Annotated in this window: 18 protein-coding genes; 14 read left to right on the top strand and 4 right to left on the bottom strand. The window is 62.5% G+C overall.

All coding sequences use genetic code 11. The annotated features are described in order from the left end of the window. Nucleotides 1–109 precede the first annotated feature (109 nt). From BMW75_RS21910 to BMW75_RS21850, 13 genes are all read left to right on the top strand, one after another. The gene (locus BMW75_RS21910) at nt 110–3,523 is read left to right on the top strand and encodes a bifunctional class I SAM-dependent methyltransferase/glycosyltransferase (RefSeq protein WP_092581849.1); all 3,414 of its coding nucleotides are present in this window, start codon (nt 110–112) and stop codon (nt 3,521–3,523) included. Beyond that, nucleotides 3,520–4,293 (top strand): glucose-1-phosphate cytidylyltransferase, encoded by a 774-nt coding sequence (gene rfbF / locus BMW75_RS21905; RefSeq protein WP_092581848.1) that lies wholly within the window; start codon nt 3,520–3,522, stop codon nt 4,291–4,293. The genes BMW75_RS21910 and rfbF overlap by 4 nt, the downstream gene beginning before the upstream one ends. Beyond that, a complete protein-coding gene (gene rfbG / locus BMW75_RS21900; RefSeq protein ID WP_092581847.1) occupies nt 4,275–5,369 on the top strand; it encodes a CDP-glucose 4,6-dehydratase in 1,095 nt (364 codons plus the stop codon). The genes rfbF and rfbG overlap by 19 nt, the downstream gene beginning before the upstream one ends. Continuing rightward, the gene (locus tag BMW75_RS21895) at nt 5,366–5,917 is read left to right on the top strand and encodes a dTDP-4-dehydrorhamnose 3,5-epimerase family protein (protein WP_092581860.1); all 552 of its coding nucleotides are present in this window, start codon (nt 5,366–5,368) and stop codon (nt 5,915–5,917) included. The genes rfbG and BMW75_RS21895 overlap by 4 nt, the downstream gene beginning before the upstream one ends. Further along, a complete protein-coding gene (locus BMW75_RS21890) occupies nt 5,914–7,137 on the top strand; it encodes a class I SAM-dependent methyltransferase (RefSeq protein WP_092581846.1) in 1,224 nt (407 codons plus the stop codon). Before BMW75_RS21895 ends, BMW75_RS21890 begins: the two co-directional genes overlap by 4 nt. Further along, a complete protein-coding gene (locus BMW75_RS21885; protein ID WP_092581845.1) occupies nt 7,134–8,267 on the top strand; it encodes a DegT/DnrJ/EryC1/StrS family aminotransferase in 1,134 nt (377 codons plus the stop codon). Before BMW75_RS21890 ends, BMW75_RS21885 begins: the two co-directional genes overlap by 4 nt. Before the next feature lie 31 nt (nt 8,268–8,298). Next, nucleotides 8,299–9,018 (top strand): WbqC family protein, encoded by a 720-nt coding sequence (locus BMW75_RS21880; RefSeq protein ID WP_092581844.1) that lies wholly within the window; start codon nt 8,299–8,301, stop codon nt 9,016–9,018. 8 nt (nt 9,019–9,026) lie between these two features. Continuing rightward, on the top strand, nt 9,027–9,737 hold the full coding sequence (locus tag BMW75_RS21875; RefSeq protein ID WP_254792097.1) for a class I SAM-dependent methyltransferase: 711 nt from the start codon (nt 9,027–9,029) through the stop codon (nt 9,735–9,737). Next, nucleotides 9,734–10,768: an ATP-grasp domain-containing protein gene (locus BMW75_RS21870; protein WP_092581842.1), complete on the top strand. Its 1,035-nt coding sequence runs from the start codon at nt 9,734–9,736 to the stop codon at nt 10,766–10,768. The genes BMW75_RS21875 and BMW75_RS21870 overlap by 4 nt, the downstream gene beginning before the upstream one ends. Further along, nucleotides 10,749–11,441, top strand: a complete 693-nt coding sequence (locus tag BMW75_RS21865) for a metallophosphoesterase family protein (RefSeq protein ID WP_092581841.1) — start codon at nt 10,749–10,751, stop codon at nt 11,439–11,441. Before BMW75_RS21870 ends, BMW75_RS21865 begins: the two co-directional genes overlap by 20 nt. A gap of 12 nt (nt 11,442–11,453) precedes the next feature. Continuing rightward, the gene (locus tag BMW75_RS21860; protein ID WP_092581840.1) at nt 11,454–12,236 is read left to right on the top strand and encodes a cephalosporin hydroxylase family protein; all 783 of its coding nucleotides are present in this window, start codon (nt 11,454–11,456) and stop codon (nt 12,234–12,236) included. Between the two features lie 338 nt (nt 12,237–12,574). Continuing rightward, complete coding sequence (locus BMW75_RS21855; protein ID WP_092581839.1) at nt 12,575–13,444, top strand: hypothetical protein; 870 nt, start codon at nt 12,575–12,577, stop codon at nt 13,442–13,444. Nucleotides 13,445–13,606: 162 nt separating this feature from the next. Next, the gene (locus tag BMW75_RS21850) at nt 13,607–13,801 is read left to right on the top strand and encodes a putative motility protein (RefSeq protein ID WP_092581838.1); all 195 of its coding nucleotides are present in this window, start codon (nt 13,607–13,609) and stop codon (nt 13,799–13,801) included. Between the two features lie 156 nt (nt 13,802–13,957). Here BMW75_RS21850 and BMW75_RS21845 read toward each other — a convergent pair whose 3' ends face one another. Further along, nucleotides 13,958–14,461 carry a MarR family winged helix-turn-helix transcriptional regulator gene (locus BMW75_RS21845; protein ID WP_092581837.1) on the bottom strand — a complete coding sequence of 168 codons (504 nt, stop codon included), beginning with the start codon at nt 14,459–14,461 and terminating at the stop codon, nt 13,958–13,960. A 110-nt stretch (nt 14,462–14,571) separates the two neighbouring features. On the opposite strand from BMW75_RS21845, the gene BMW75_RS21840 reads away from it, so the two are divergent. Beyond that, the gene (locus BMW75_RS21840; RefSeq protein ID WP_092581836.1) at nt 14,572–15,762 is read left to right on the top strand and encodes an MFS transporter; all 1,191 of its coding nucleotides are present in this window, start codon (nt 14,572–14,574) and stop codon (nt 15,760–15,762) included. Between the two features lie 93 nt (nt 15,763–15,855). Here BMW75_RS21840 and lpdA read toward each other — a convergent pair whose 3' ends face one another. Genes lpdA through aceE form a run of 3 tightly spaced genes read right to left on the bottom strand, consistent with a single transcriptional unit; the run spans nt 15,856 to nt 22,056 of the window. Further along, a complete protein-coding gene (gene lpdA / locus BMW75_RS21835) occupies nt 15,856–17,643 on the bottom strand; it encodes a dihydrolipoyl dehydrogenase (protein WP_092581835.1) in 1,788 nt (595 codons plus the stop codon). A gap of 12 nt (nt 17,644–17,655) precedes the next feature. Then, nucleotides 17,656–19,335 carry a dihydrolipoyllysine-residue acetyltransferase gene (gene aceF, locus BMW75_RS21830; RefSeq protein ID WP_092581834.1) on the bottom strand — a complete coding sequence of 560 codons (1,680 nt, stop codon included), beginning with the start codon at nt 19,333–19,335 and terminating at the stop codon, nt 17,656–17,658. 12 nt (nt 19,336–19,347) lie between these two features. Then, nucleotides 19,348–22,056, bottom strand: a complete 2,709-nt coding sequence (gene aceE, locus BMW75_RS21825; RefSeq protein WP_092581833.1) for a pyruvate dehydrogenase (acetyl-transferring), homodimeric type — start codon at nt 22,054–22,056, stop codon at nt 19,348–19,350. Nucleotides 22,057–22,370 lie beyond the last annotated feature (314 nt).

The raw sequence follows: 22,370 nt of genomic DNA, 5'->3' as shown, positions 1-22,370 counted from the left end.
CCCAAACTGGTGGCGAATTCCGATGCTGATTCTACGAATGGACCGCCGAGGCGATTCGTAAAATTCTTGCCACAGAATCATCCCATTTCGCCCTGCCCCGACTCGCCATATGTCCTATCTGGTCTCTTCCCACAGCCTTTCCGTCGCAGAGCCGGAGCCTTTGGCCCCTTCCCTCTCGCCCACCCGGTTGCGCGGCACAGCGCACTTATATGGCGTGGAAACGGCTCCGCTAGATCGGGCTCGGGTGCTGGCCTTGGGTTGCGGCTCGGGCGAGGGCCTGTTGCCCTTTGCCGTGGCCTACCCCGAAGCACAGGCGGTCGGCGTCGACGCCTCCGAAGCGCTTATCGCACAGGGAGCCTCGGTCGCGCAGGACATGGGTTTGAAGAACCTGACGCTGTACGTCGGCAATCCGGGCGACCTGGGTACTCAACTGGGACTGTTCGACTACATAATTGTCAGCGGCATGTACGGCTACCTTCCGCCGGACAGTGCTCAAGAGCTACTGGCCGTGTGCGCCACGCTGCTTTCGCCACAAGGGCTGCTCTATCTGGACAGTCCTGTATATCCAGGCGCCAAGAGCCTGGATGTCGTCCGCGACGCGATCATGCTTCATGGGCATGCCGCGCAGACGGACGAGGAACTGCGGCAAAGCGCGCTGGCCGCGTTAACCCTGTTCAAGAATGGCATGTCTGCCTCCAACCCGCAGCGGACACAGCTTTCAGCAGCGGCGTCGCATTTTGAAAGGGCCTTGAACGCAGGTCCAGCAAATGCCGGTGCCCAGCGAAACCCCCTTGCCAATACCGGGTGCTACTTCGTCGAACTGGCCGGGCGCGCATCCACGGCCGGACTGGCGTACGTCGGCGACGCCCGGCCCATGAGCGAGATACCGCTCAATTTCGGTCAAGGCGTATCCCTCAATCACAGCCTGCTCACCATGGGGCAGCCCGCGACCGTTCGTCAGCAATATCTGGACTTTGCCACGGGCCGGGCCTTCCGCCAATGCCTCTGGGTGTCCCAGGATCGTGCCGGCGACGTCCTGGCTCAGCCCGATCTGACCCGCCTGCAACACCTGCGTTTCGCGGCCGGCCTGACGCGCTTGGCTGGCAACGGCCCAGAGCGCGGCGTTACCTATGTCAATGGACAGGACCGTGGCCTGACCACCGTCGATCCCGACTTGATCAACGTGGTGGACCTGCTGGCCCATGCGTGGCCCGCCTCCCTGCCATACACCACGTTGCTGGCGGTATTGCTGCACAAGAACCAGTGGGACGACGCCACGGGGCGCAAGGCGCTGGAAAAATGCCTGCGCACCCTGCTTGAAGAGGATCTACTGAACTATTGTCTGGATGCGAGCCCGTACGAGCGCGCCGGCGACGCCCCGCTACGCCTTCTGCCGTGCCTCGACCTGAAGAAGCAAGCCGAGACCGCCGCGCCCTGGCCGACATTCAATCTGTGGCACGAAAGGATCCGCGTGACCACGTCTGCCGTTCAGGCTTCCATCCTGCGCACCATCGCTGCCGGGCTTGCACCCCAGCAGGCCAAGCTAAATGACACGCCGGTGGAGCTGGGAGAAGTGGCATCGACGCTCGCGCTGATAAAGCGATATGGATTGGCTGACGGGTCGACCAGGGCATGGTTCGACCTGCTGCATGGTGTGCTGGTCGCCACGGAGCGTAAGGCGCCTGTTTTCGGGATGTATGTCGCCGCGCAGGCGCTTCTGAATCTGCAAGCAGGGCTTCTGACCCAAAGTGGACACCAGCCTAACCCCGGCCCCACGATCATCCCCCAGGCCAAGCAATTGCACGAGCTGATGACGCGGCAGGCCTATTTGGAAGCGGAGCCGATAGCCCGACGCCTGACAAAGGCGGCGCCAAAGTTCTGGGATGCGTGGGAAGCCCTGGCTATTACGCTTCTCAGCACTGGACGCGTGCCCGACGCAGTCCTGCCCGCCATGCGGATGATCGAGCTCGCGCCAGCGGACGCCCAGAGCTACATCGTTTTGGCAGTGGCAATGGCGCGCCTGGGACGCACGGCCGAATCCATCGCCGCCGGTCGCCGTGCCATCGAGTTGGCGCCGGCGAGCGCGGAAGCGCACTCCGCCCTGGCAAGCGGATTGGCTACAGAACGGCGTTACAAAGAGGCCGAAGAGAGCAACCGGACCGCCATTTCGTTGGATCCCATGCATCGCAAGGCTTGGATCAATCTGGCCAAGACGCTGATCGACGCCGGCGACGCCAGCGCCGCTGAACGGGTGCTCCAGGAAGCCCTTGTCCTGTTCCCCCAGGACATAACAGCCCGCAACAACCGCATGTTTGCGTTGAACTACTCCGTCGACAAGACCGCGGAGGAGATTTTCGCCGCTTACCAAACTTATGACCGTGACGTGTGCGTGCCACTACGGAAAACCTGGCGGGAACACAAGAACCCGAAGGTTGCAGATCGACGGCTGAGGATAGGTTACGTCTCCCCGGACTTTCGCAAGCATTCCGGCAACAACTTCCTAGAACCTGTTCTCATTCACCATGACCGGCAGGCATTCGAACTGACGGCTTACGCGGAGCTGGACACCGAAGACGAAGTCACGACGCGCCTGCGAACCTACTTCGACCACTGGGTTCCCACCCTGAAGTTAACGGACGCTGAGCTTGCGGAAAGAATCCGTGCGGACGGGATCGACATTCTGATAGATCTGGCCGGTCATACTCAAGGCAACAAGCTGAGCGTTTTCGCAAGAAAACCGGCGCCCGTGTCGCTGACATGGATGGGTTACGGCTACACGACGGGCCTCTCGGCAATCGACTACATCGTCATGGACGATGTGATGGCCCCCGAGGGTTCCGAGCACCTTTTCTCAGAAAAGATTTGGCGCCTGAAGCCCGGTTGCCCCTACCGGCCCGGCGAAGCCATGGGCGAGGTCAACGAACTTCCCGCGCTTTCGGCTGAGGGCGTCACCTTTGGCACCCTGTCCCGCGCCATCCGGATCAACCATCGCACCATTCGAACGTGGGCCGCGATCCTGCGACGGTTGCCTACTGCCCGCTTGGTCGTGAACAGCGGCAGCTACCGCGACGCGGCCATGGCCGATGCGCTTGCGGCGCGATTCGAGGCGCAAGGGGTCAGTCGCAACAGACTCCTGATCGGCTTCAACAGCCCCCCGTGGGATGTGCTCAGGAGCATCGACATCGGCCTGGATTGCTTTCCCCACAACTCGGGCGTCACGCTCGTGGAGTTTATCCAGATGGGTGTGCCGTTTGTCTCGCTGGCGGATCGCCCGAGCGTCGGACGTGTGGGCAGCTCGATTCTCAGCACGATCGGCCATCCGGAATGGATATGCGAAACCGAAGACGAATACGTTGAGAAGGCGGTTTCGCTGGCAACCGACCTGTCGGCATTAGCAGAAATCCGCAGGAACCTTCGGCAGGACATGCGAAACAGCGCCCTAATGGACGAGGTCGGCTTCACCCGACGGTTTGAGACTGATCTCAGGAAAATGTTTACTCAATGGTGTGAGACCCAAGCATGAAAGCCATCATTCTCGCCGGCGGACTGGGGACGCGGATATCGGAAGAGTCCCAAGCTCGCCCCAAGCCCATGATCGAAATCGGCGGACGCCCGATCCTTTGGCACATCATGAAGACCTATTCCGCCTACGGCGTGAATGATTTCGTGATCTGCTGCGGCTACAAGGGCTACATGATCAAGGAGTACTTCGCCAACTACTTCCTGCACATGTCCGACGTGACGTTCGACATGGCGGACAATCGCATGGAAGTGCATCAGCGCAAAGCCGAGCCCTGGCGGGTAACGCTCGTCGACACGGGCGAAAACACGATGACCGGTGGTCGTTTGAAGCGCGTCGCCAACTATGTCAAGGAAGAAGAGGCGTTTTGCTTTACGTATGGCGACGGGGTTTCCGACATCGACATCGGCAAGCTGATCGCCTTTCACCGCAGCCACGGCAAAGCCGCAACGGTTACGGCGGTTCAGCCTCCGGGCCGTTATGGCGCTCTGCGCCGCGAAGGCGACACGGTAACCGGATTCACTGAAAAGCCGCGTGGAGACGGCGGTCTGATCAATGGCGGCTTCTTCGTGTTGTCGCCCAGCGTGCTGTCGCTGATCGAAAGCGACGACAGCCCGTGGGAGGGCGTTCCCCTGGAAACGCTCAGCCGGCAGGGCGAGTTGCAGGCGTACGAACATCTGGGCTTTTGGCAACCCATGGACACCATGCGGGACAAGAATCAGCTTGAACAGCTGTGGGCCCAAGGAAACCCTCCATGGAAAAAATGGGCCTGACCCTATTCGGCGGCGCTTACGAAGGCACACGCGTCTTCCTTTCCGGGCATACCGGCTTTAAGGGAAGCTGGCTGGCGGCGTGGCTCGACCAGTTGCAGGCCCGTGTTACCGGTCTGTCGCTCGCGCCCGCCGGGACGATGAACCACTGGGACCTCCTGCATACGCGGACGACCGATCTGCGAGGCGACATCCGCAACGTTCAAACGGTGGCCGACGCCATGGCGCAGGCCCAGCCGGAGATTGTTTTCCATTTGGCCGCACAGACCCTCGTCCGCGAGTCGTATGGCGACCCACTGAATAGTTGGTCCACCAACGTGATGGGCACGGCAAATGTGCTCGAGGCCTGCCGTAACATCCCCAGCGTGCGGGCAGTCGTAATCATCACTACCGACAAGGTTTATGCCAACCAGGAATGGCACTGGGGATACCGTGAGAACGACGCGCTGGGAGGGCATGACCCCTATAGCGCATCCAAGGCCGCCTGCGAGATCCTGGTAGACAGTTATCGCAAATCGTTCTGGAACGCCGGCACGCCAGTGCTGGTTGCCAGCGCTCGCGCGGGCAACGTCATCGGTGGCGGTGACTGGGCTCGGGACCGGCTGGTGCCTGACCTGGTCAGGGCAGTGTACGACGGCCGCGCGCTCGACGTCCGCTCCCCTGCCGCCACCCGACCCTGGCAGCACGTGCTGGATTGCCTGTCCGGCTACCTGATGCTGGGCCAGCGGCTATTGGATGGCGATCGCGCCTTCTCGGGAAGCTGGAACTTCGGGCCGGCGGCCGAAGACAACCGCAGCGTAGCCGAGTTGCTTGGCAGGCTGAGTCACCACTGGCCGGACCTGGCCTGGAATGCCCAGCCGTCGTCCGGCCCTCATGAGGCAGGTCTGCTCTTGCTGGAGTGCGCCAAGGCGCGCCAATCCCTGGGATGGCGGCCGGCACTGCGGCTCGATGACGCCCTCGCGATGACGGCCGATTGGTACCGTCGCCACCATGAAACCGGTTCGGCGAGCACGCCCGCGCAATTGCGGCAATACGTCGAGCAGGCGGCGCGTGCCGGCTGCCGTTGGGTGCAGGCGTGAACGTCATCCCTACCCCCATCGCGGGCGCATTCGTCGTCGAAACCCGCACGCACGCGGATTCGCGCGGCGCTTTCACGCGTGTTTACTGCGCGCAAAGCCTGGCCGAGCTCATGGGCTCGCGACAGATCGTCCAGATCAATCATTCGCGGACGACCCGCGCCGGCGCGGTTAGAGGAATGCACTTCCAGCGCCCGCCGTATGCAGAGATGAAGCTCGTGCGCTGCATCCGGGGCCGGGTGTGGGATGTCGTGGTGGATTTGCGCGCGGGCTCTGCCACGTTTCTGAAATGGCATGCCCAAGAGCTTGACATGGAATCCGCCCGCATGCTCGTCATTCCGGAAGGGTGTGCCCATGGATTCCAGGCGCTCGAACCGGACAGCGAGCTGATATATCTGCACACCGCTTTCTATACCCCTTTGGCAGAAGGCGGTCTGCGGCACGATGATCCGACGTTGGCCATCAGGTGGCCCCTCGAGCCAATCGAGCTTTCTTCCAGGGACAGGTCGCACCCCCTGCTCCCAGACGATTTCGCAGGAATTCAAGTATGAAGTGCCGCCATTGCGCCACCCCTTTGCAGCAGACGTTCGTGGATCTGGGAACAGCGCCGCCGTCCAACGCCTACGTGACCGAGCAGGATCTGACCAAACCAGAGACCCACTATCCGCTCAAGGTCCGGGTCTGCCATATGTGCTGGCTCGTGCAAACCGAAGACTATACGCAGGCGGACGCGCTGTTCACCAAAGACTACGCGTACTTTTCGTCGACTTCCGCAAGCTGGCTTTCCCATGCCGCCAGCTATAGCGACATGGCGATACAGCGATTCAACCTGAACGATCAAAGCCTCGTGATCGAACTGGCTTCCAATGACGGCTACCTGTTGAAGAATTTCGTGGCCGCCGGCATTCCGTGCCTTGGCATCGAGCCAACCGCCAGCACCGCCGACGCCGCCGAGGCGTTGGGCATATCGGTCCTGCGCGAATTCTTCGGCCACGAAATGGGCAAGCGCCTTCGTACTGAAGGCCGACAGGCCGACCTGATCGTGGGAAACAACGTTTACGCGCATGTTCCCGACATCAACGACTTCACGCTGGGCATGAAAGCCGCGCTGAAACCGGGAGGAACCCTCACCCTCGAGTTTCCGCACTTGCTTCGCCTGCTTGATCAATCGCAGTTCGATACCATCTATCACGAGCACTACTCGTACCTGTCACTCTATACCGTCGGCCGAATTTTTTCGGCCTGCGGGCTGCGCATCACGGACGTGGAAGAAATTCCGACCCATGGCGGAAGCCTGCGCGTATATGGATGCCATGCCGATGATCGGCGCACGGACAGCGAGGCGGTAGCCCAAATCCTACAGGTAGAGGCACAAGGCGGATTGCAGGATCCTCAGGCCTATCTGAATTTCCAATCGCGCGTCGACCAGATCAAGGACAATTTCATTCAATTCCTGATCGAGCAGAAGCGAGCGGGAAAGGTCGTCGCCGCCTACGGCGCGGCGGCCAAGGGCAATACGCTGCTCAACTATGCCGGCATCAAGCCGGATCTGCTGCCCTTCGTGTGCGACGCCGCCGCATACAAGCAAGGAAAATTTCTGCCGGGCAGCCGCATTCCCATTCTCGCGCCGACAGCGCTGAGGCAGGCGCGTCCCGATTACGTGGTTGTGTTCCCATGGAACATCGTTGAAGAAATCGTCAACCAGAATGCCTATATCCGAGAGTGGGGTGGCAAGTTCGTGACGGCGGTACCTTCCCTGGAAGTACGATGAACGCACGCATCCATTACACCAAGCCGTCGATCACTGACCTTGAGGTCGAATACGCGGCCGACGCAGCCCGCAATGGGTGGGGCGAGCGCTGTTATGAATATCTGGGCCGCTTCGAACAGGGTTTCAAGACACACATCGGGACGCAGTACGCCATTGCCACGTCCAGTTGCACCGGCGCGCTGCACATCGGCATGGCGGCGCTGGGCATCGGCCCGGGCGATGAAGTCATCATGGCGGACACCAATTGGATCGCCAGCGCCGCGCCGATCGTCCATTTAGGCGCCAAGCCCGTCTTCGTCGACATCCTGCCTGATTCGTGGTGCATCGACCCCGCCCGGGTCGAAGCAGCGATCACACCGCGAACGAAAGCCATCCTGGCTGTCCACCTTTACGGCAATCTCTGCGACATGGACCGGTTGCTTGCCATCGGCGAGCGTTACGGCATCCCCGTCATCGAAGACGCGGCCGAAGCCATCGGCTCAGCTTACCGCGACAGACGGGCGGGCAGCATGGGCGTGTTTGGCGCCTTTTCGTTCCACGGAACGAAAACGCTAACCACGGGAGAGGGCGGCATGCTCGTCACCAACGACCCGACGCTCTATGAGACAGCGGTCACGCTGTCGAACCATGGACGGCACGCCAGGCAATCCAAGCAGTTCTGGCCTGATCTTCTGGGCTTCAAATACAAGATGTCGAACATCCAGGCGGCGATCGGATGCGCACAACTAGAACGCATCGACGAACTGATCGCCGGGAAAAGGCGCGTCTTCGACGCATACCAGGCCGCACTGGGCGGGCTGTCGGACGTGACAATGAATCCGGAACCTGAGGGTGTTCGCAACGGTTACTGGATGCCGACTGCGGTCTTCGGACGCGAGCTTGGCATCACGCGTGAACACCTCCAGGCTGCCCTGAATCCGGAAGGCATCGACGCACGGGTATTCTTCCATCCGCTATCCAGCCTGCCCATGTTCGAACCTTGCCCGCGTAATGTGCTTGCGTACGACATCCCCCAGCGCGCCATTAATCTGCCGAGCTATCACGATATGACGGCAGAAGACATCGAGCGCGTCGCGGCGACGGTGCGGCGGATTCATCGGGAGGCCCGTTGTGGACACCGGCCAGCATAAATTGCAGACTTGCCTTGTGGTTTCCCAACCCATGTACTTTCCTTGGATTGGGATGCTCGAGCAGGTCCGATGCAGCGACATCTTTGTGCATTACGACGACGTGCAGTTCTCGCGCGGAGGATTCTGCAATCGAGTGCAGATAAAGACGCAGCAGGGTATACGGTGGTTGACGGTTCCATTGCCGGGACAGAAGCTCGGTCAAAACATCAATGAAGTACTACTCGATAAGACCGCCAATTGGCAGCGCAGCCACATTGAACAGTTAAAGCAGGCCTACGCCGCGGCTCCTTTCAAGCGCGACATGCTCGACGTCGTCGACAGCGTTTTCTCGCTTCCCAACAAGACACTTGCCGATCTGACGCAGGCTTCAATGGAAGCACTGATTCGGTATTTCCCTGGCCTAGGGGAGAACACGCGCATCCTGAAGTCTTCGGCGCTGAACATACCTGGCACAAGTACGCAGCGGCTGATTGAGCTATGCAATGCTTTGGACGTAAGTAAATACGTGACTGGACACGGCGCACGAAACTATCTCGACCACGAAGCGTTCGAGGAGATCGGTGTCTCGGTCTTTTACATGGACTACGCGCTCAACCCTTATCCGCAGCTCCATGGTGAATTCACACCCTATGTCAGCGCGCTGGACCTGATCGCAAACCGGGGTCCCTCGGGAGCCGCGGAAATCGGTTCACAAACCTGCCCTTGGCGCGAATTTCTGGACCGCGCCGCACGCATGCCCGGCAAAAAATGAAAAACGACTTGAACGCTGTATCTTCCGAGTACAGGCCGAATGGCGCGACGGAAATTGAGAACAATCTGATTCTCAACTGGTATCCCCACAGAATCATTGATCGATTTGGCCGGGCCCGCTCCCTGTTGGAGTTGGGGCTTGGTCATGGGTACACCTCCCGCATTTTCGCAAAGGCGTCCGACAATCACATCATCGTCGACGGCGCGAGCGTGGTGATCGAGCAATTCCAACAAAACACGCCCGATTTTCAAGGACAGATCGTCGAAGCGTTCTTTGAGGATTTTGTTCCTGACCGTCGATTCGACATCATTGTCATGGGGTTCATTCTGGAACACGTCGACGACCCCGACTTGATCCTGCGTCGTTATCGAGACTTCCTTGAACCTGGCGGTCGGGTGTACGTGGCCGTGCCCAACGCGAAGTCGATGAACCGCCGACTTGGGTTGGAACTGGGACTTATCGACGATATCTACAGCCTGAATGCCAACGATGTCGCACTTGGCCATCAACGACAGTACTGCAGGGAAACTCTTGGAGCGGCCGTGCGCCATGCGGGTTACCGCATTACACACGAAGAGGGAATTTACCTTAAGCCGTTGCCGTTGAATGTCCTCAAGACGTTGCCGGATTTTGATGCCAACCTGCACGCCATGCTGAAGGTGGGGGTCGACTTTCCGGATTTGTGTGTAGCGCTGCTGATGGAACTGGAAGTGAAATGAACACGAAAGCCATCGGCTCCTCGCAACCGTCAGGCCACCCTGCGCGCGGTTTGACGGTTGCCGTCACCGGGGTGGGCGCGATCATCGGTCAAGGCATCGTAAAAAGCCTGAGACAAAGCCGGTATGCGCCGCGGATCATCGGCATAGATCGGAGTGCGGACTCGCCCGGCCCCCACTTTTGCGATGCCTTCGAACAGAAGCCGGGTGCATCCGAGGACAGCCAGGCTTATCTGGATTATTGGGCTCGCATCGTCCAAACACATGGCATTGACCTAATCATGCCGGGTCTCGAACTGGACATGACCTTCCTGGACGCCCACCGCGAGTTTTTTTCAGGGCTGAACGTCAAATTGGCACTCAACTCCGCCGAGTTGATTCAGAAAACGGCAGACAAATGGGATTTTGGCCAGGAACTGCTCTCCATCGGATACCCGGGGATTCCATCGGCTCTCCCGAGTTCCTGGCCGCAGGCACTCAAAGAATTGGGTCCGGCGCCGTTGCTGCTTAAACCCCGCCGTGGCAATGGATCGCGCGGGATCGTCCTGCTCGAAGATGAGGCCGACTTCAATTATTGGCGGCAGAAGACCATCGTGCCGTGGATGCTGCAACGCATAGTCGGAAGCGCCAGTGAAGAATATACGGTCGGCGTCTTCGGCTTGGGAGATGGGAGCTCCCTGTCGCCCCTTATTTTTCGGCGGCGCTTGTCTGGCGCTGGCAATACGCTTGTAGCTGAAGCATTGCGCGAGCACGCTGTCATCGAAGCCGCGACCGAAAGGTTGTGCCGGCATTTCCAGCCGCAGGGTCCGACGAATTTCCAATTTCGCGTCGAAGGCGAAACACCCTACCTGCTGGAAATCAACCCGCGCTTTTCGAGCAGCAATTCGCTGCGCACAGCCTTTGGCTTCAACGAGGCCGAGATGGCCATTCAACTGTATTTGCTGGGCATTCGGCCAGACGAACCGCGCACCGGCGTGGGCAAGGCTTGGCGTTATACCGAGGACTTTGTCACCCATGCTGGCCATACTCTCTGACATCCATGGCAATCTTCCCGCGCTGGAGGCGGTGGTTGCCGATGCGAAGGCGCGCGGCTGCTCGCGATTCATCTCGCTGGGCGACGTCGCCGGCTATTGCTCGCAGCCTGGCGAATGCATCGACCTACTGCGCGAACTGGGCGCACCCAACGTCTTGGGAAACCACGACAGCTACATCACGCTTGATCAGAACTGTCCCCGCTCTCGCGTGGTCACACAGATCATCGACTACCAGAAAGGGATACTGCGCGCGGACCAGATCGACTGGCTGAAAGGCTCGCACGAGTTCATCCGCGAAGGAGACTGCCTGTTCGTGCACGGTGGGCCGGAAGACCCACGCGACCAGTATCTGTACACGATATCCCGCGACAAGATACCGGCCGATGTGAGCCTGATGTTTTCCGGACATACCCACGTGCAGGTACTCGCCGAATTTGGCGAACAACGCTATTGCAACCCAGGTTCCACGGGCCAACCTCGCGACGGCGACAGTCGGGCTGCCTATGCGACGCTTGATGCTGGTCATGTCATGCTGCACCGGGTGCCCTATGACATCGACCGGACCGCCAACGCCATGAAAGCCGCGGGCTTCGAGCCGTTTTGCTACGAGAACCTTTACAAAGGCGCGCAGATCGGCGGAAGAGTCGACAGCGTCAGAATCATCCAGACCTAGAGAATCAAGACCATGGACGCGATTACACAGTTCAAGAATGAAGTACAAGCCAATATCCAACGCCTGGGCGAAGACAAGGCATTGGCCGCTGACACGCTTGCATGGATGATCAAGGCCGGCACGTCTGGGGCCTATACCTATAACTTCCAGTGGCTCGGGCGCCCCATCATCCAGTATCCGCAAGACATCCAGGCGATGCAGGAAATCATCTGGGCGACTCGACCTGATGTGATCGTGGAAACGGGGATTGCGCACGGCGGCTCGCTGGTCCTGAGCGCGTCGATGCTTGCGATGCTGGATTACTGCGACGCCCAGGTGAACCAGACAGCATTGCTGCCAGGAAAATCGAACCGTCGAGTCATCGGTGTGGATATCGATATCCGGGCACACAATCGGCAGGCGATCGAGGCGCATCCCATGAGCCATCTCATCAAAATGGTCCAAGGGTCCAGCATATCGGCGGACGTCGTGAATCAGGTCCGTCACCTAGTGGGCGATGCCAAGCGTGTGCTCGTATGCCTGGACTCCAATCACACCCATGATCACGTCTTGGCGGAACTAGAGGCCTACGCTCCCCTGACAACGCCTGGCAGCTACTGCGTCGTGTTTGACACCGTCGTTGAAGACATGCCGCCGGAACTGTGCGCTCACCGACCGTGGGGCAAGGGCAATAGTCCAAAGACAGCCGTGCAGGCGTGGCTGCCCCATAATCCGCAGTTCGAGCAGGACTTCACCATGCAGCATAAGCTGCAAATCACGGTGGCGCAGGACGGTTTCCTCAAGCGAGTCCGATAGCTGGCGTACAGCACGGAGGGCGAAGCTATTACACGATTGCGGCGCAGTTTCGCCGCTTTCCGTGCAATAGCTTACGTACCTTCTCCCTCCCCGCGCCATGTCGCTCAGAGCGTCCAGGCTCGGCTGCCTTGCTATACGACGATTCTGCGGCCTCTGGCACGAGACATGTACGTTGGCCACGCAACATGGCAATTCAACTATTTCCGCACCGATTTGGGAACGCCAGGCGCGCCGTCAATCCCGACCAATCCCACCTTTTCCCTGCCTATTCGCCGGTTCCCGACTGCGGACTTACTTCATAATTACCTCCGCACGTTTGTATCTATATTTTTCACGACATGACCGCCACGCCTCCCGATCCACTCGCTACGCAGCACGACAGCACTCCGGATCACGATGACCAGGGGCCCGCGGACTCGCAGACCCGGCGTCTGCGCGAAGAAAACCGCGCCTTGCGCGAGCTGCTGGCCGCCCAGGTGCATGCCTCGCTGCCCCGGCAGGAGCCCGGCTGGTTCAAGCGGCTGTGCTGGTGGCTGATTTCGGCACCGGGCGCGGCGCTGGTCGGGTGGCGCAGTCTGCTCGGACGCGATGAGGCCGAACCCATGACGCGCCGCCGTGTTGGGTGCGCGACGTTGACCGTGCTCTATACGCTGGCCATCTATGCCGCCCTGGTGCTGCTCGTGGTGTCATGGAATTCGCCCAGCACCCCGAACTCGGGCGCGACCGCCGCCAGCCCGGTGCGCGTGCCGCTGGCGCCGCCGCCGCAGCCCATGCCCCCGGAGCCGGATGTGGGCAGCAAGGGCGCGGACGCGACGCCCGATGGCGCGAGACAGGACGAGCCGTCCCGAACCGCATCGCCGGCGGCCGACACTTCCCCCTCCGCCCCGGCAGTGGAGCATGCTCCTGCCACGCCGGACACCACGGACAGTGCTTCCCCTGCGCCAGAGCCTGCGGCTTCTGCCGCGCAGGACCGGCCGGCCACCGCCGAATCGCCGCACGCTCCTTCGGCCCCGCACCCCACCCTGCGCATCACCGAAATCCCCGCCCCCGACCCGATGGCCTGGGTTGTGGCGCTCGACGGCGAGTTGGCGCGTTGCGCGGAACTCGGATTTTTCGAGCGTCCCGACTGCGCGTGGACGGCCCGCAAGCAGTATTGCGAGGCCAACAACGGCTGGGGCGTCGTGAAGGAATGCCCGGCGCAGCCTTGATGCATCGGGCCGCCCCTGTCACATGCCAGCCACGAACCCGCGCCACAATGCACCGCGGCCCGCAATCATTGCGAAATGTTTTGCATCATTCCAAGGGCGTGCCGCATAATGCCACTTGCTTCGGCCAATGAATCGGCCTCACATCACCAGGACACCTAGACCATGGATGCTTCCGTCAACAACACCGTCAATTCCGCCTTGGCCCTGCGCGACGCGAACCTCATGATGGAGGTTCAGGCCAGCGTAACGAAGAAGGCAATCAATGCGCAGGCCGATTCGGTGGCGACCTTGATGCAATCGCTGCCGGTCCTGGCGATCGACGGCAAGCTGGGTTCGCGCATCAATACGCACGCCTGAACCCGCATCGCGCGGCGCCATGCCGCGTAGTCCCGGATTGAAGATCAGCCGCCCGCATGGGGCGGCTTTTTTATGTCCGGCTGGTGGTGCCCGGACGTCCTGCCGATGCCTCGACTCGCACCCACCCCCACCCCCGCCTCCACGCGCCGCCCCCCGTCAATCCGCCGGTTTTGCCGCCAACCCCACGATCAGTTTGGCCAGCAGCGCATCCAGTTGCCCCTGCTCCTTCTGCGTCAAGGACGACAGCGCCTGCTGCTCGTTCGCGACGTGCAGCGGCAGCACCTTGTCGATGAGCGCCAGGCCGGCCGGCGTCAGCCGTACCAGGGTGCTGCGCCGGTCGTTGGGGGAAGGCACGCGTTCGATGAGTCCCTTGCGCTCGAGCCGGTCGAGCCGGCTGGTCATCGCGCCTGACGACAGCATCAAGCCTTCATGCAGCTCGGTGGGTGTCATGGCATAGGGGTGGCCCGAGCGCCGCAGCGTGGCGATGACGTCGAACTCGCCTTGATGCAGCTCGAACTGCGCGGCCAGCGGCAGGAACCAGTGGCGCTCCAGCAGGTGCGTGGCTTCCAGCAGGCGTCCCACCAACGCCATCACGTTGGCGTCGATGTCTGGCCGTTCGCGCTGCCATTCTTCCCGGGCACGCCTTGCGCGGTCTTTCATGGTTGCCTTTATATGAAGCTATTTGGGATGGAAGCAATGATATCCCGTTGCCGGACATGCAACCCCATCTATATACTTCGATATCAAATAACTTTATGTCGAGATAGTTTATGCGGAGCCTGCCGGTTCGCCCCCTGCTGGTCGTCGTCGCCATTGTGGCGGTGGCGCTGAATCTGCGTCCCGCCCTGGCGGCGATCGGGCCGCTGCTGGACATGATCCAGGCGGCCACGGGCGCGACCCACACGCAGGCCAGCCTGCTGACCACCTTGCCCGTGTTCGTGATGGGCCTTTGCGCGCTGGCCGGGCGGCACGTCACCGGCCGGTTGAGCGAACGCGGCGGAATCGGCCTGGGACTTGCACTGGTGGCCCTCGCCTGCCTGGCCCGGTACGTGGCGGTGGACACCTATGGGCTGTTGCTGACGGCAGCGGTGGCGGGCGTGGGCATTGCGTTGGTGCAGACCTTGCTTCCGGCCTTCATCAAGCGCCATTTCGCGCATGAGGTGGGACGGGTTTTCGGGCTTTACACGACCGGCATCATGGCGGGCGCGGCCATCGCGGCGGCGGGCGCCGCTGGGCTGGCCGGCCAGATGGGCTGGCAAGCCGCGTTGGCATTCTGGAGCCTGCCCGCGGTGGTGGCGCTGCCCCTGTGGCTGAACGCGGCGCGCGGCCAGTCGGCCCGCCGCGCATCGCAACGCCTGCCCGCTTCGCGCCCGGCGCCGCACAGTTTCTGGCGCAACTTGCGGGCGTGGGAGCTGATGCTGTTTTTCGGCATCGGCACCGGCGCCTACACGCTGGTGTTGGCGTGGTTGCCGCCGTTCTACACCAGTCTGGGTTGGGCGCCTTCCGCCGCAGGCTTTCTGCTGGGCGGCCTGACGTTGGCGGAAGTCATGGCCGGCCTTGCCGTCTCGGCCTGGATCGGCAGGTTTCCCGATCGCCGCACACCGCTTGCGGCGGTCCTCGTCATCCTGATCTGCGGGCTGGTGTGCCTGATCCTTGCCCCGCTCAAACTGGCGCTGCTTGCCTGCCTGCTATTGGGCGTGGGCATCGGCGCGCTCTTTCCGCTGTCGCTGATCGTGGCGATGGACCATGTGGACGATCCGGCCCAGGCCGGGATGCTGGCGGCGTTTGTGCAGGGCGGGGGCTATGTGATCGCGAGTTTCATGCCGCTGCTGGCGGGCGTGCTGCGCGACCGGTTTTCCAGCCTGAGCCAGGCCTGGGTCGTGATGCTTGGCGGCGCCATTGTCCTGTTGACGCTTGCCCTGCGGTTTTCGCCCGCCTCGTACCGTCGGATCGCCGCATGAAATCGTCCCAATAAAAAAAGCGCCGCGCCCTCGCAAGGGCCGGCGCTTTTCGGGTGGCGGTCGCGGCAAGCCGCGGCGCGTCACTGTGGCACGTTACTTCTTTTTCATCGGCGGCAAATCCGTGCAGACGCCTTCGGCGACTTCCGCGGCCATGCCCACCGATTCGCCCAGGGTCGGGTGCGGGTGGATGGTCTTGGCGATGTCGACGACGTCGGCGCCCATTTCCACGGCCAGGGCCAGCTCGCTGATCAGGTCGCCCGCGTGGGTGCCCACGATGCTGCCGCCCAGGATGCGATGCGTTTCGGCGTCGAAGATGAGCTTGGTGAAGCCTTCGTCGCGGCCGTTGGCGATGGCGCGGCCGGAGGCGGCCCACGGGAAGACGCCCTTCTCGATCTTGATGCCTTGCTTCTTGGCTTCGTCTTCGGTCAGGCCGACCCACGCCACTTCCGGATCGGTGTAGGCCACCGACGGAATGACGCGCGCGTCGAAGAAGGACTTCTGGCCCGCGGCGGCTTCGGCGGCGACGTGGCCTTCATGCACGGCCTTGTGGGCCAGCATGGGTTGGCCGACGATGTCGCCGATGGCGTAGATGTGCGGCACGTTGGTGCGCATCTGGCGGTCGACCTCGATGAAACCGCGGTCGGTGACGGCGATGCCCGCCTTGTCGGCGCCGATCTTCTTGCCGTTGGGGCTGCGGCCCACGGCCTGCAGGACCAGGTCGTAGCGCTGCGGTTCCTTGGGCGCGCCCTCGCCTTCGAAGGAGACGTAGATGCCGTCCTTCTTGGCTTCGGCGCCCACGGTCTTGGTCTTCAACATGATGTTGTCGAAGCGGTAGGCGTTCTTCTTCTGCCACACCTTGACCAGGTCGCGGTCGGCGCCCTGCATCAGGCCGTCCAGCATTTCCACCACGTCCAGGCGCGCGCCCAGCGTGGAGTACACCGTGCCCATTTCCAGGCCGATGATGCCGCCGCCGATGATGAGCATCTTCTTGGGCACTTCACGCAGCAGCAGCGCGCCGGTGGAGTCGACGATGCGGTCGTCTTCGGGCAGGAACGGCAGCTTCACCGACTGGCTGCCAGCGGCGATGATGGCCTGCTTGAAGCGCAGGGTCTGGGTCTTGCCGTCGGCGGACTTGACGGTCAGGTGATTGGCGTCGGCGAATTCGCCCACGCCGGTGACCACGGTGACCTTGCGCGCCTTGGCCATGCCCGCGAGGCCGCCGGTCAGCTTGGCGACCACGCTGTCCTTGTAGCCGCGCAGCTTGTCCAGGTCGATCTTGGGCTCGCCGAAGCTGATGCCGTGGGCGGCCAGTTCGCGGGCTTCGTCGATGATGGCGGCGTTGTGCAGCAGCGCCTTGGACGGGATGCAGCCCACGTTCAGGCAGACGCCGCCCAGCGTGCTGTAGCGTTCGACCAGGACCACGGACAGGCCCAGGTCGGCGGCGCGGAAGGCGGCGGAGTAGCCGCCGGGGCCCGCGCCCAGGACCAGCATGTCGTATTCGGCGTCGGCCGAGCCGCTGTAGGTGGCGGCGGCAGGGGCGGCAGCCTTGGCGGCGGGCGCTTCAGACTTGGAAGCGTCCTTTGCGGCCGCCTTGGAGTCGGACTTGGCATCCGCCTTCGGGGCTTCTTCCTTGGCGGCGCCGGCGCCTTCCACTTCCAGCACGACGGCGCCTTCGGCAACCTTGTCGCCGACCTTCACGGCGATGGACTTCACCACGCCGCCCTGCGACGCGGGGATTTCCATCGAGGCCTTGTCGGATTCCACGGTGATCAGGCTTTGTTCGGCCTTGATCGTGTCGCCCACGGCCACCAGCACCTCGATGACTTCCACTTCCTTGAAGTCGCCGATGTCCGGCACTTTGATTTGAACGGTATTGCTCATAGGGCTCCCCGTTTACAGCGCGATGCGGCGGAAGTCGGCCAGCAAGGCGCCCAGATAGGCGTTGAAGCGGGCAGCCGAGGCGCCGTCGATGACGCGGTGGTCGTAGGACAGCGACAGCGGCACCATCAGGCGCGGCACGAACTGCTTGCCGTCCCACACGGGCTTGTGCGCGGAACGCGACACGCCCAGGATGGCGACTTCAGGCGCGTTGATGATGGGCGTGAACGAGGTGCCGCCGATGCCGCCCAGCGACGAGATCGAGAAGCAGCCGCCCTGCATTTCGGCGGGCGAGATCTTGCCGTCGCGGGCCTTCTTGGACAGGTCGGTCATTTCCTGGGCGATCTGCAGGATGCCCTTCTTGTCGGCATCGCGGATCACCGGCACCACCAGCCCGTTGGGCGTGTCGGCCGCAAAACCGATGTGGTAGTACTGCTTGAGCACCAGGTTGTCGCCGTCCAGGGACGCATTGAACTCGGGGAACTTCTTCAGGGCCGCGACCACGGCCTTGATCAGGAAGGCCAGCATCGTGACCTTGATGCCCGACTTCTCGTTTTCCTTGTTCAGCGTGACGCGCAGCGCTTCCAGGTCGGTGATGTCCGCTTCGTCGTTGTTGGTGACGTGCGGGATCATGACCCAGTTGCGGTGCAGGTTGGCGCCCGAGATCTTCTTGATGCGCGACAGCGGCTTGGCTTCGATGGGGCCGAACTTGGTGAAGTCGACCTTCGGCCACGGCAGGAGGCCCAGCGCGGCGCCATCGGCCGAGCCGCCAGCGGCGGCAGCCGCCGGAGCCGCGGACAGGGCCTGCTTGACGAACCCGCGGACGTCGTCGGCGGTGATGCGTTCCTTGGGACCCGTGCCCTTCACCTTGGAAAGGTTCACGCCCAGTTCGCGCGCGAACTTGCGCACGGACGGCGAGGCGTGGGGCAACTGGCCGGGCTTGAGGTTGGCGTCTTCCAGCGCGGCGGCAGGCGCCGGGCGCGAGGCAGGCGCAGCGGCGGGCGCGGCTTCGGTCTTGGCTTCGGTCTTGGCTTCCGACTTGGCAGCCGGCGCGGCTTCGGCCTTGGCTGCGGGCGCCGCGCCTTGCTGCGCGCCGCCTTCCACCACCACCACGACCGAACCCTTGGCGACCTTGTCGCCGACCTTGACCTTCACTTCCTTGACCACACCGCCCTGCGAGGCCGGGATCTCCATCGAGGCCTTGTCGGACTCGACGGTGATCAGGCTCTGCTCGGCCTTGATGGTGTCGCCGACGGCGACCATGACTTCGATGACTTCCACTTCCTTGAAGTCGCCGATGTCGGGCACTTCGATCTCGACCGGACCCGTGGAGGCGGCCGGGGCCGAGGCCGACGCTTCGGCCTTGGGGGCAGCGGCGGCAGCCTGCTTGGGTTCTTCCTTGGCAGCCGGCTTGGACTCGGCCTTGGGAGCCTCTTCCTTGGCGGCGCCGGCGTCGGCGGCTTCCACTTCCAGCACGACCGCGCCTTCGGCGACCTTGTCGCCGACCTTCACGGCGATGGACTTCACGACGCCGCCCTGCGACGCCGGGATCTCCATCGAGGCCTTGTCGGATTCGACCGTGATCAGGCTCTGTTCCGCCTTGATCGTGTCGCCCACGGCAACCAGCACTTCAATGACTTCCACTTCCTTGAAGTCGCCGATGTCGGGAACCTTGATTTGCACGATGTTGCTCATGTCTCTTTACCCTCAGGCGTATTGCGGGTTGGCTTTGTTCGGATTGATGCCGTACTTCTTGATGGCTTCGGCCACCTTGGCGACCGGCACCTTGCCTTCGTCGGCCAGCGCGCGCAGGGCGGCGACCACGACGAAGTGGCGGTCCACCTCGAAGTGCTCGCGCAGCTTGGCGCGGAAATCCGAGCGGCCGAAACCATCGGTGCCCAGCACCTTGTATTCGCGGCCCTTGGGCACGAACGGACGGATCTGGTCCGCAAAGAGCTTCATGTAGTCGGTCGACGCGATGATCGGGCCTTCCGTCTTGGCCAGCTGTTCCGTGACGTAAGCGACCTGCGGCTTCTTCTCGTCGGGGTGCAGCATGTTGTGGCGTTCGACGTCCAGGCCGTTGCGGCGCAGCTCGGTGAAGCTGGTGACGCTCCAGAGGTCCGACGCGACATCCCAATCGGAAGCCAGCAGTTCCTGCGCGGCCATGACTTCGCGCAGGATGGTGCCCGAGCCCATGAGCTGCACGCGGTTCTTGCCCTTGCCGTGCGACTTGAGCTTGTACATGCCCTTGATGATGCCTTCCTCGTCGCCCTTGGTCAGACCGGGCTGCGGGTAGTTTTCGTTCATCACCGTCAGGTAGTAATAGACGTTTTCCTGGTCTTCCACCATGCGCTTGAGGCCATGCTGGATGATCACGGCGAGCTCGTGGCCGAACGTCGGGTCGTAGGACACGCAGTTCGGGATGGTCGAGGCCAGGATGTGGCTGTGGCCGTCTTCGTGCTGCAGGCCTTCGCCGTTCAGCGTCGTGCGGCCGGCGGTGCCGCCCAGCAGGAAACCGCGCGCCTGCATGTCGCCGGCGGCCCAGGCCAGGTCGCCGATGCGCTGGAACCCGAACATCGAGTAGTAGATGAAGAACGGGATCATGATGCGGTTGTTCGAGGAGTACGACGTGGCCGCCGCAATCCACGAGCTCATCGCGCCCGCTTCGTTGATGCCTTCCTGCAGGAGCTGGCCGTCGGCCGACTCCTTGTAGTACATGACCTGGTCCTTGTCGACCGGGACGTACTTCTGGCCTTCCGGCGCGTAGATGCCGATCTGGCGGAACAGGCCTTCCATGCCGAAGGTGCGCGATTCGTCGGCCAGGATCGGCACGACGCGCGGACCCAGTTCCTTGTCGCGCAACACCTGGTTCAGGATGCGCACAAAGGCCTGGGTGGTGGAGATTTCACGGCCTTCGGCGGTGGGCTCCAGCACGGCCTTGAAGGCGTCCAGCGCGGGCGCCTTCAGTTGCTCGTCGGCCTTGGCGCGGCGGCGCGGCAGGTAGCCGCCCAGCGCGGCGCGACGCTCGTGCAGGTACTTCATTTCGGGCGAGTCTTCGGCCGGCTTGAAGTACGGCAGGTCGGCCAGCTTGTCGTCCGGGATGGGGATGCCAAAGCGGTCGCGGAATTCGCGGATGGAGTCCAGCTCCAGCTTCTTCTGCTGGTGGGTCGGGTTCTTGGCCTGGCCCACGTGGCCCATGCCGTAGCCCTTGATGGTCTTGGCCAGGATGACGGTCGGCTGGCCGGTGTGGTCGCTGGCCGACTTGAAGGCGGCGTACACCTTGTGGGGATCATGGCCGCCGCGGTTCAGGCGCCAGATGTCCTCGTCGCTCATGCGCGACACGGCTTCCAAGAGCTTCGGATGCTTGCCGAAGAAGTGTTCGCGGACGAACTTGCCGTCGTTGGCCTTGTACGCCTGGTACTCGCCGTCGACGGTTTCTTCCATGATCTGGCGCAGGATGCCTTCTTTGTCGTGCGCGAGCAGCGGATCCCAGTAGCCGCCCCAGATCAGCTTGATGACGTTCCAGCCCGAACCGCGGAAGTCGCCTTCCAGTTCCTGGATGATCTTGCCGTTGCCGCGCACCGGCCCGTCCAGGCGCTGCAGGTTGCAGTTGACGACGAAGATCAGGTTGTCGAGCTTTTCACGCGCGGCCAGGGCGATGGCGCCCAGCGACTCGGGTTCGTCCATTTCGCCGTCGCCGCAGAACACCCAGACCTTGCGCTTGCTGGTGTCGGCGATGCCGCGGGCGTGCAGGTACTTCAGGAAGCGGGCCTGGTAGATGGCCATCAGCGGGCCCAGGCCCATCGACACGGTCGGGAACTGCCAGAAGTCCGGCATCAGCTTCGGATGCGGGTACGAGGACAGGCCCTTGCCGTCGACTTCCTGGCGGAAGTGGTTCAGCTGTTCTTCGGTCAGGCGGCCTTCGAGGTAGGCGCGGCCGTACATGCCGGGCGAGGTGTGGCCCTGGAAGTAGACCAGGTCGCCGCCGTGGCCTTCGTCTTCAGCGTGCCAGAAGTGGTTCTGGCCGCAGCCGATCATGGTGGCCAGCGAGGCGAACGACGCGATGTGGCCGCCCAGGTCGCCGCCATCGGGCGGGTTGTGCTTGTTGGCCTTGACCACCATGGCCATGGCGTTCCAGCGCACGTACGAGCGGATGCGCGATTCCAGTTCCAGGTTGCCGGGATGCGCCGGCTCCAGGCCGGGCGGAATCGTGTTGACGTAAGCGGTGTTGGGCGAGAACGGGATATGGGCGCCGGAGCGACGGGCTTCGTCGATCAGGCGTTCCAGCAGGTAATGGGCGCGCTGCGGTCCTTCGCGGTCGAGGACTGCCGCCAGGGCTTCGAGCCACTCCTGGGTTTCAAGGGTGTCTTCGTCGTTGGCGGCCTGCACGGCGCCAGCCTGGGCGTTAGAGGACATCGTGTGTCTCCTGTTGGGGTTCGTCGTGACCACACACCCGCTTATTTATCTACTCGCGGACATTGCATGGTAGCCGGGATCATCCGGGCTACCATGTGATGCATGGGGTCGGGGTGTTCTAAGGACCTGCCAGGGCCGGTTTCCCTATCAGGCGGCATTCTAAGAAAGAAGATTAACCGGTCGCAAGGAAAATTTCATGTTGCGGTACGGCATTTCATAATATGGAAAGTTGACCCGAAGCTGAATGCCGGAACGCCATACTTTTTATGGCCTAGCCCGAACGCAGGGCTTGATTCCCGGCAATTCCCTTCCAA

The sequence above is a fragment of the Achromobacter sp. NFACC18-2 genome (genome assembly GCF_900108985.1).
Lineage (GTDB): Bacteria > Pseudomonadota > Gammaproteobacteria > Burkholderiales > Burkholderiaceae_B > Achromobacter.
The sequence above is the reverse complement of the archived record's forward strand: the minus strand, read 5'-3'. Positions and strand labels throughout refer to the sequence as shown.

Bases quoted from the DNA above. Each gene is read 5' to 3' on its own strand.
- BMW75_RS21910 (WP_092581849.1), top strand. From the start codon at position 110: ATGTCCTATCTGGTCTCTTCCCACAGCCTTTCCGTCGCAGAGCCGGAG.
- rfbF (WP_092581848.1), top strand. From the start codon at position 3,520: ATGAAAGCCATCATTCTCGCCGGCGGACTGGGGACGCGGATATCGGAA.
- rfbG (WP_092581847.1), top strand. From the start codon at position 4,275: ATGGAAAAAATGGGCCTGACCCTATTCGGCGGCGCTTACGAAGGCACA.
- BMW75_RS21890 (WP_092581846.1), top strand. From the start codon at position 5,914: ATGAAGTGCCGCCATTGCGCCACCCCTTTGCAGCAGACGTTCGTGGAT.
- BMW75_RS21885 (WP_092581845.1), top strand. From the start codon at position 7,134: ATGAACGCACGCATCCATTACACCAAGCCGTCGATCACTGACCTTGAG.
- BMW75_RS21880 (WP_092581844.1), top strand. From the start codon at position 8,299: ATGTACTTTCCTTGGATTGGGATGCTCGAGCAGGTCCGATGCAGCGAC.
- BMW75_RS21870 (WP_092581842.1), top strand. From the start codon at position 9,734: ATGAACACGAAAGCCATCGGCTCCTCGCAACCGTCAGGCCACCCTGCG.
- BMW75_RS21865 (WP_092581841.1), top strand. From the start codon at position 10,749: ATGCTGGCCATACTCTCTGACATCCATGGCAATCTTCCCGCGCTGGAG.
- BMW75_RS21860 (WP_092581840.1), top strand. From the start codon at position 11,454: ATGGACGCGATTACACAGTTCAAGAATGAAGTACAAGCCAATATCCAA.
- BMW75_RS21855 (WP_092581839.1), top strand. From the start codon at position 12,575: ATGACCGCCACGCCTCCCGATCCACTCGCTACGCAGCACGACAGCACT.
- BMW75_RS21850 (WP_092581838.1), top strand. From the start codon at position 13,607: ATGGATGCTTCCGTCAACAACACCGTCAATTCCGCCTTGGCCCTGCGC.
- BMW75_RS21845 (WP_092581837.1), bottom strand. From the start codon at position 14,461: ATGAAAGACCGCGCAAGGCGTGCCCGGGAAGAATGGCAGCGCGAACGG.
- BMW75_RS21840 (WP_092581836.1), top strand. From the start codon at position 14,572: ATGCGGAGCCTGCCGGTTCGCCCCCTGCTGGTCGTCGTCGCCATTGTG.
- lpdA (WP_092581835.1), bottom strand. From the start codon at position 17,643: ATGAGCAATACCGTTCAAATCAAAGTGCCGGACATCGGCGACTTCAAG.
- aceF (WP_092581834.1), bottom strand. From the start codon at position 19,335: ATGAGCAACATCGTGCAAATCAAGGTTCCCGACATCGGCGACTTCAAG.
- aceE (WP_092581833.1), bottom strand. From the start codon at position 22,056: ATGTCCTCTAACGCCCAGGCTGGCGCCGTGCAGGCCGCCAACGACGAA.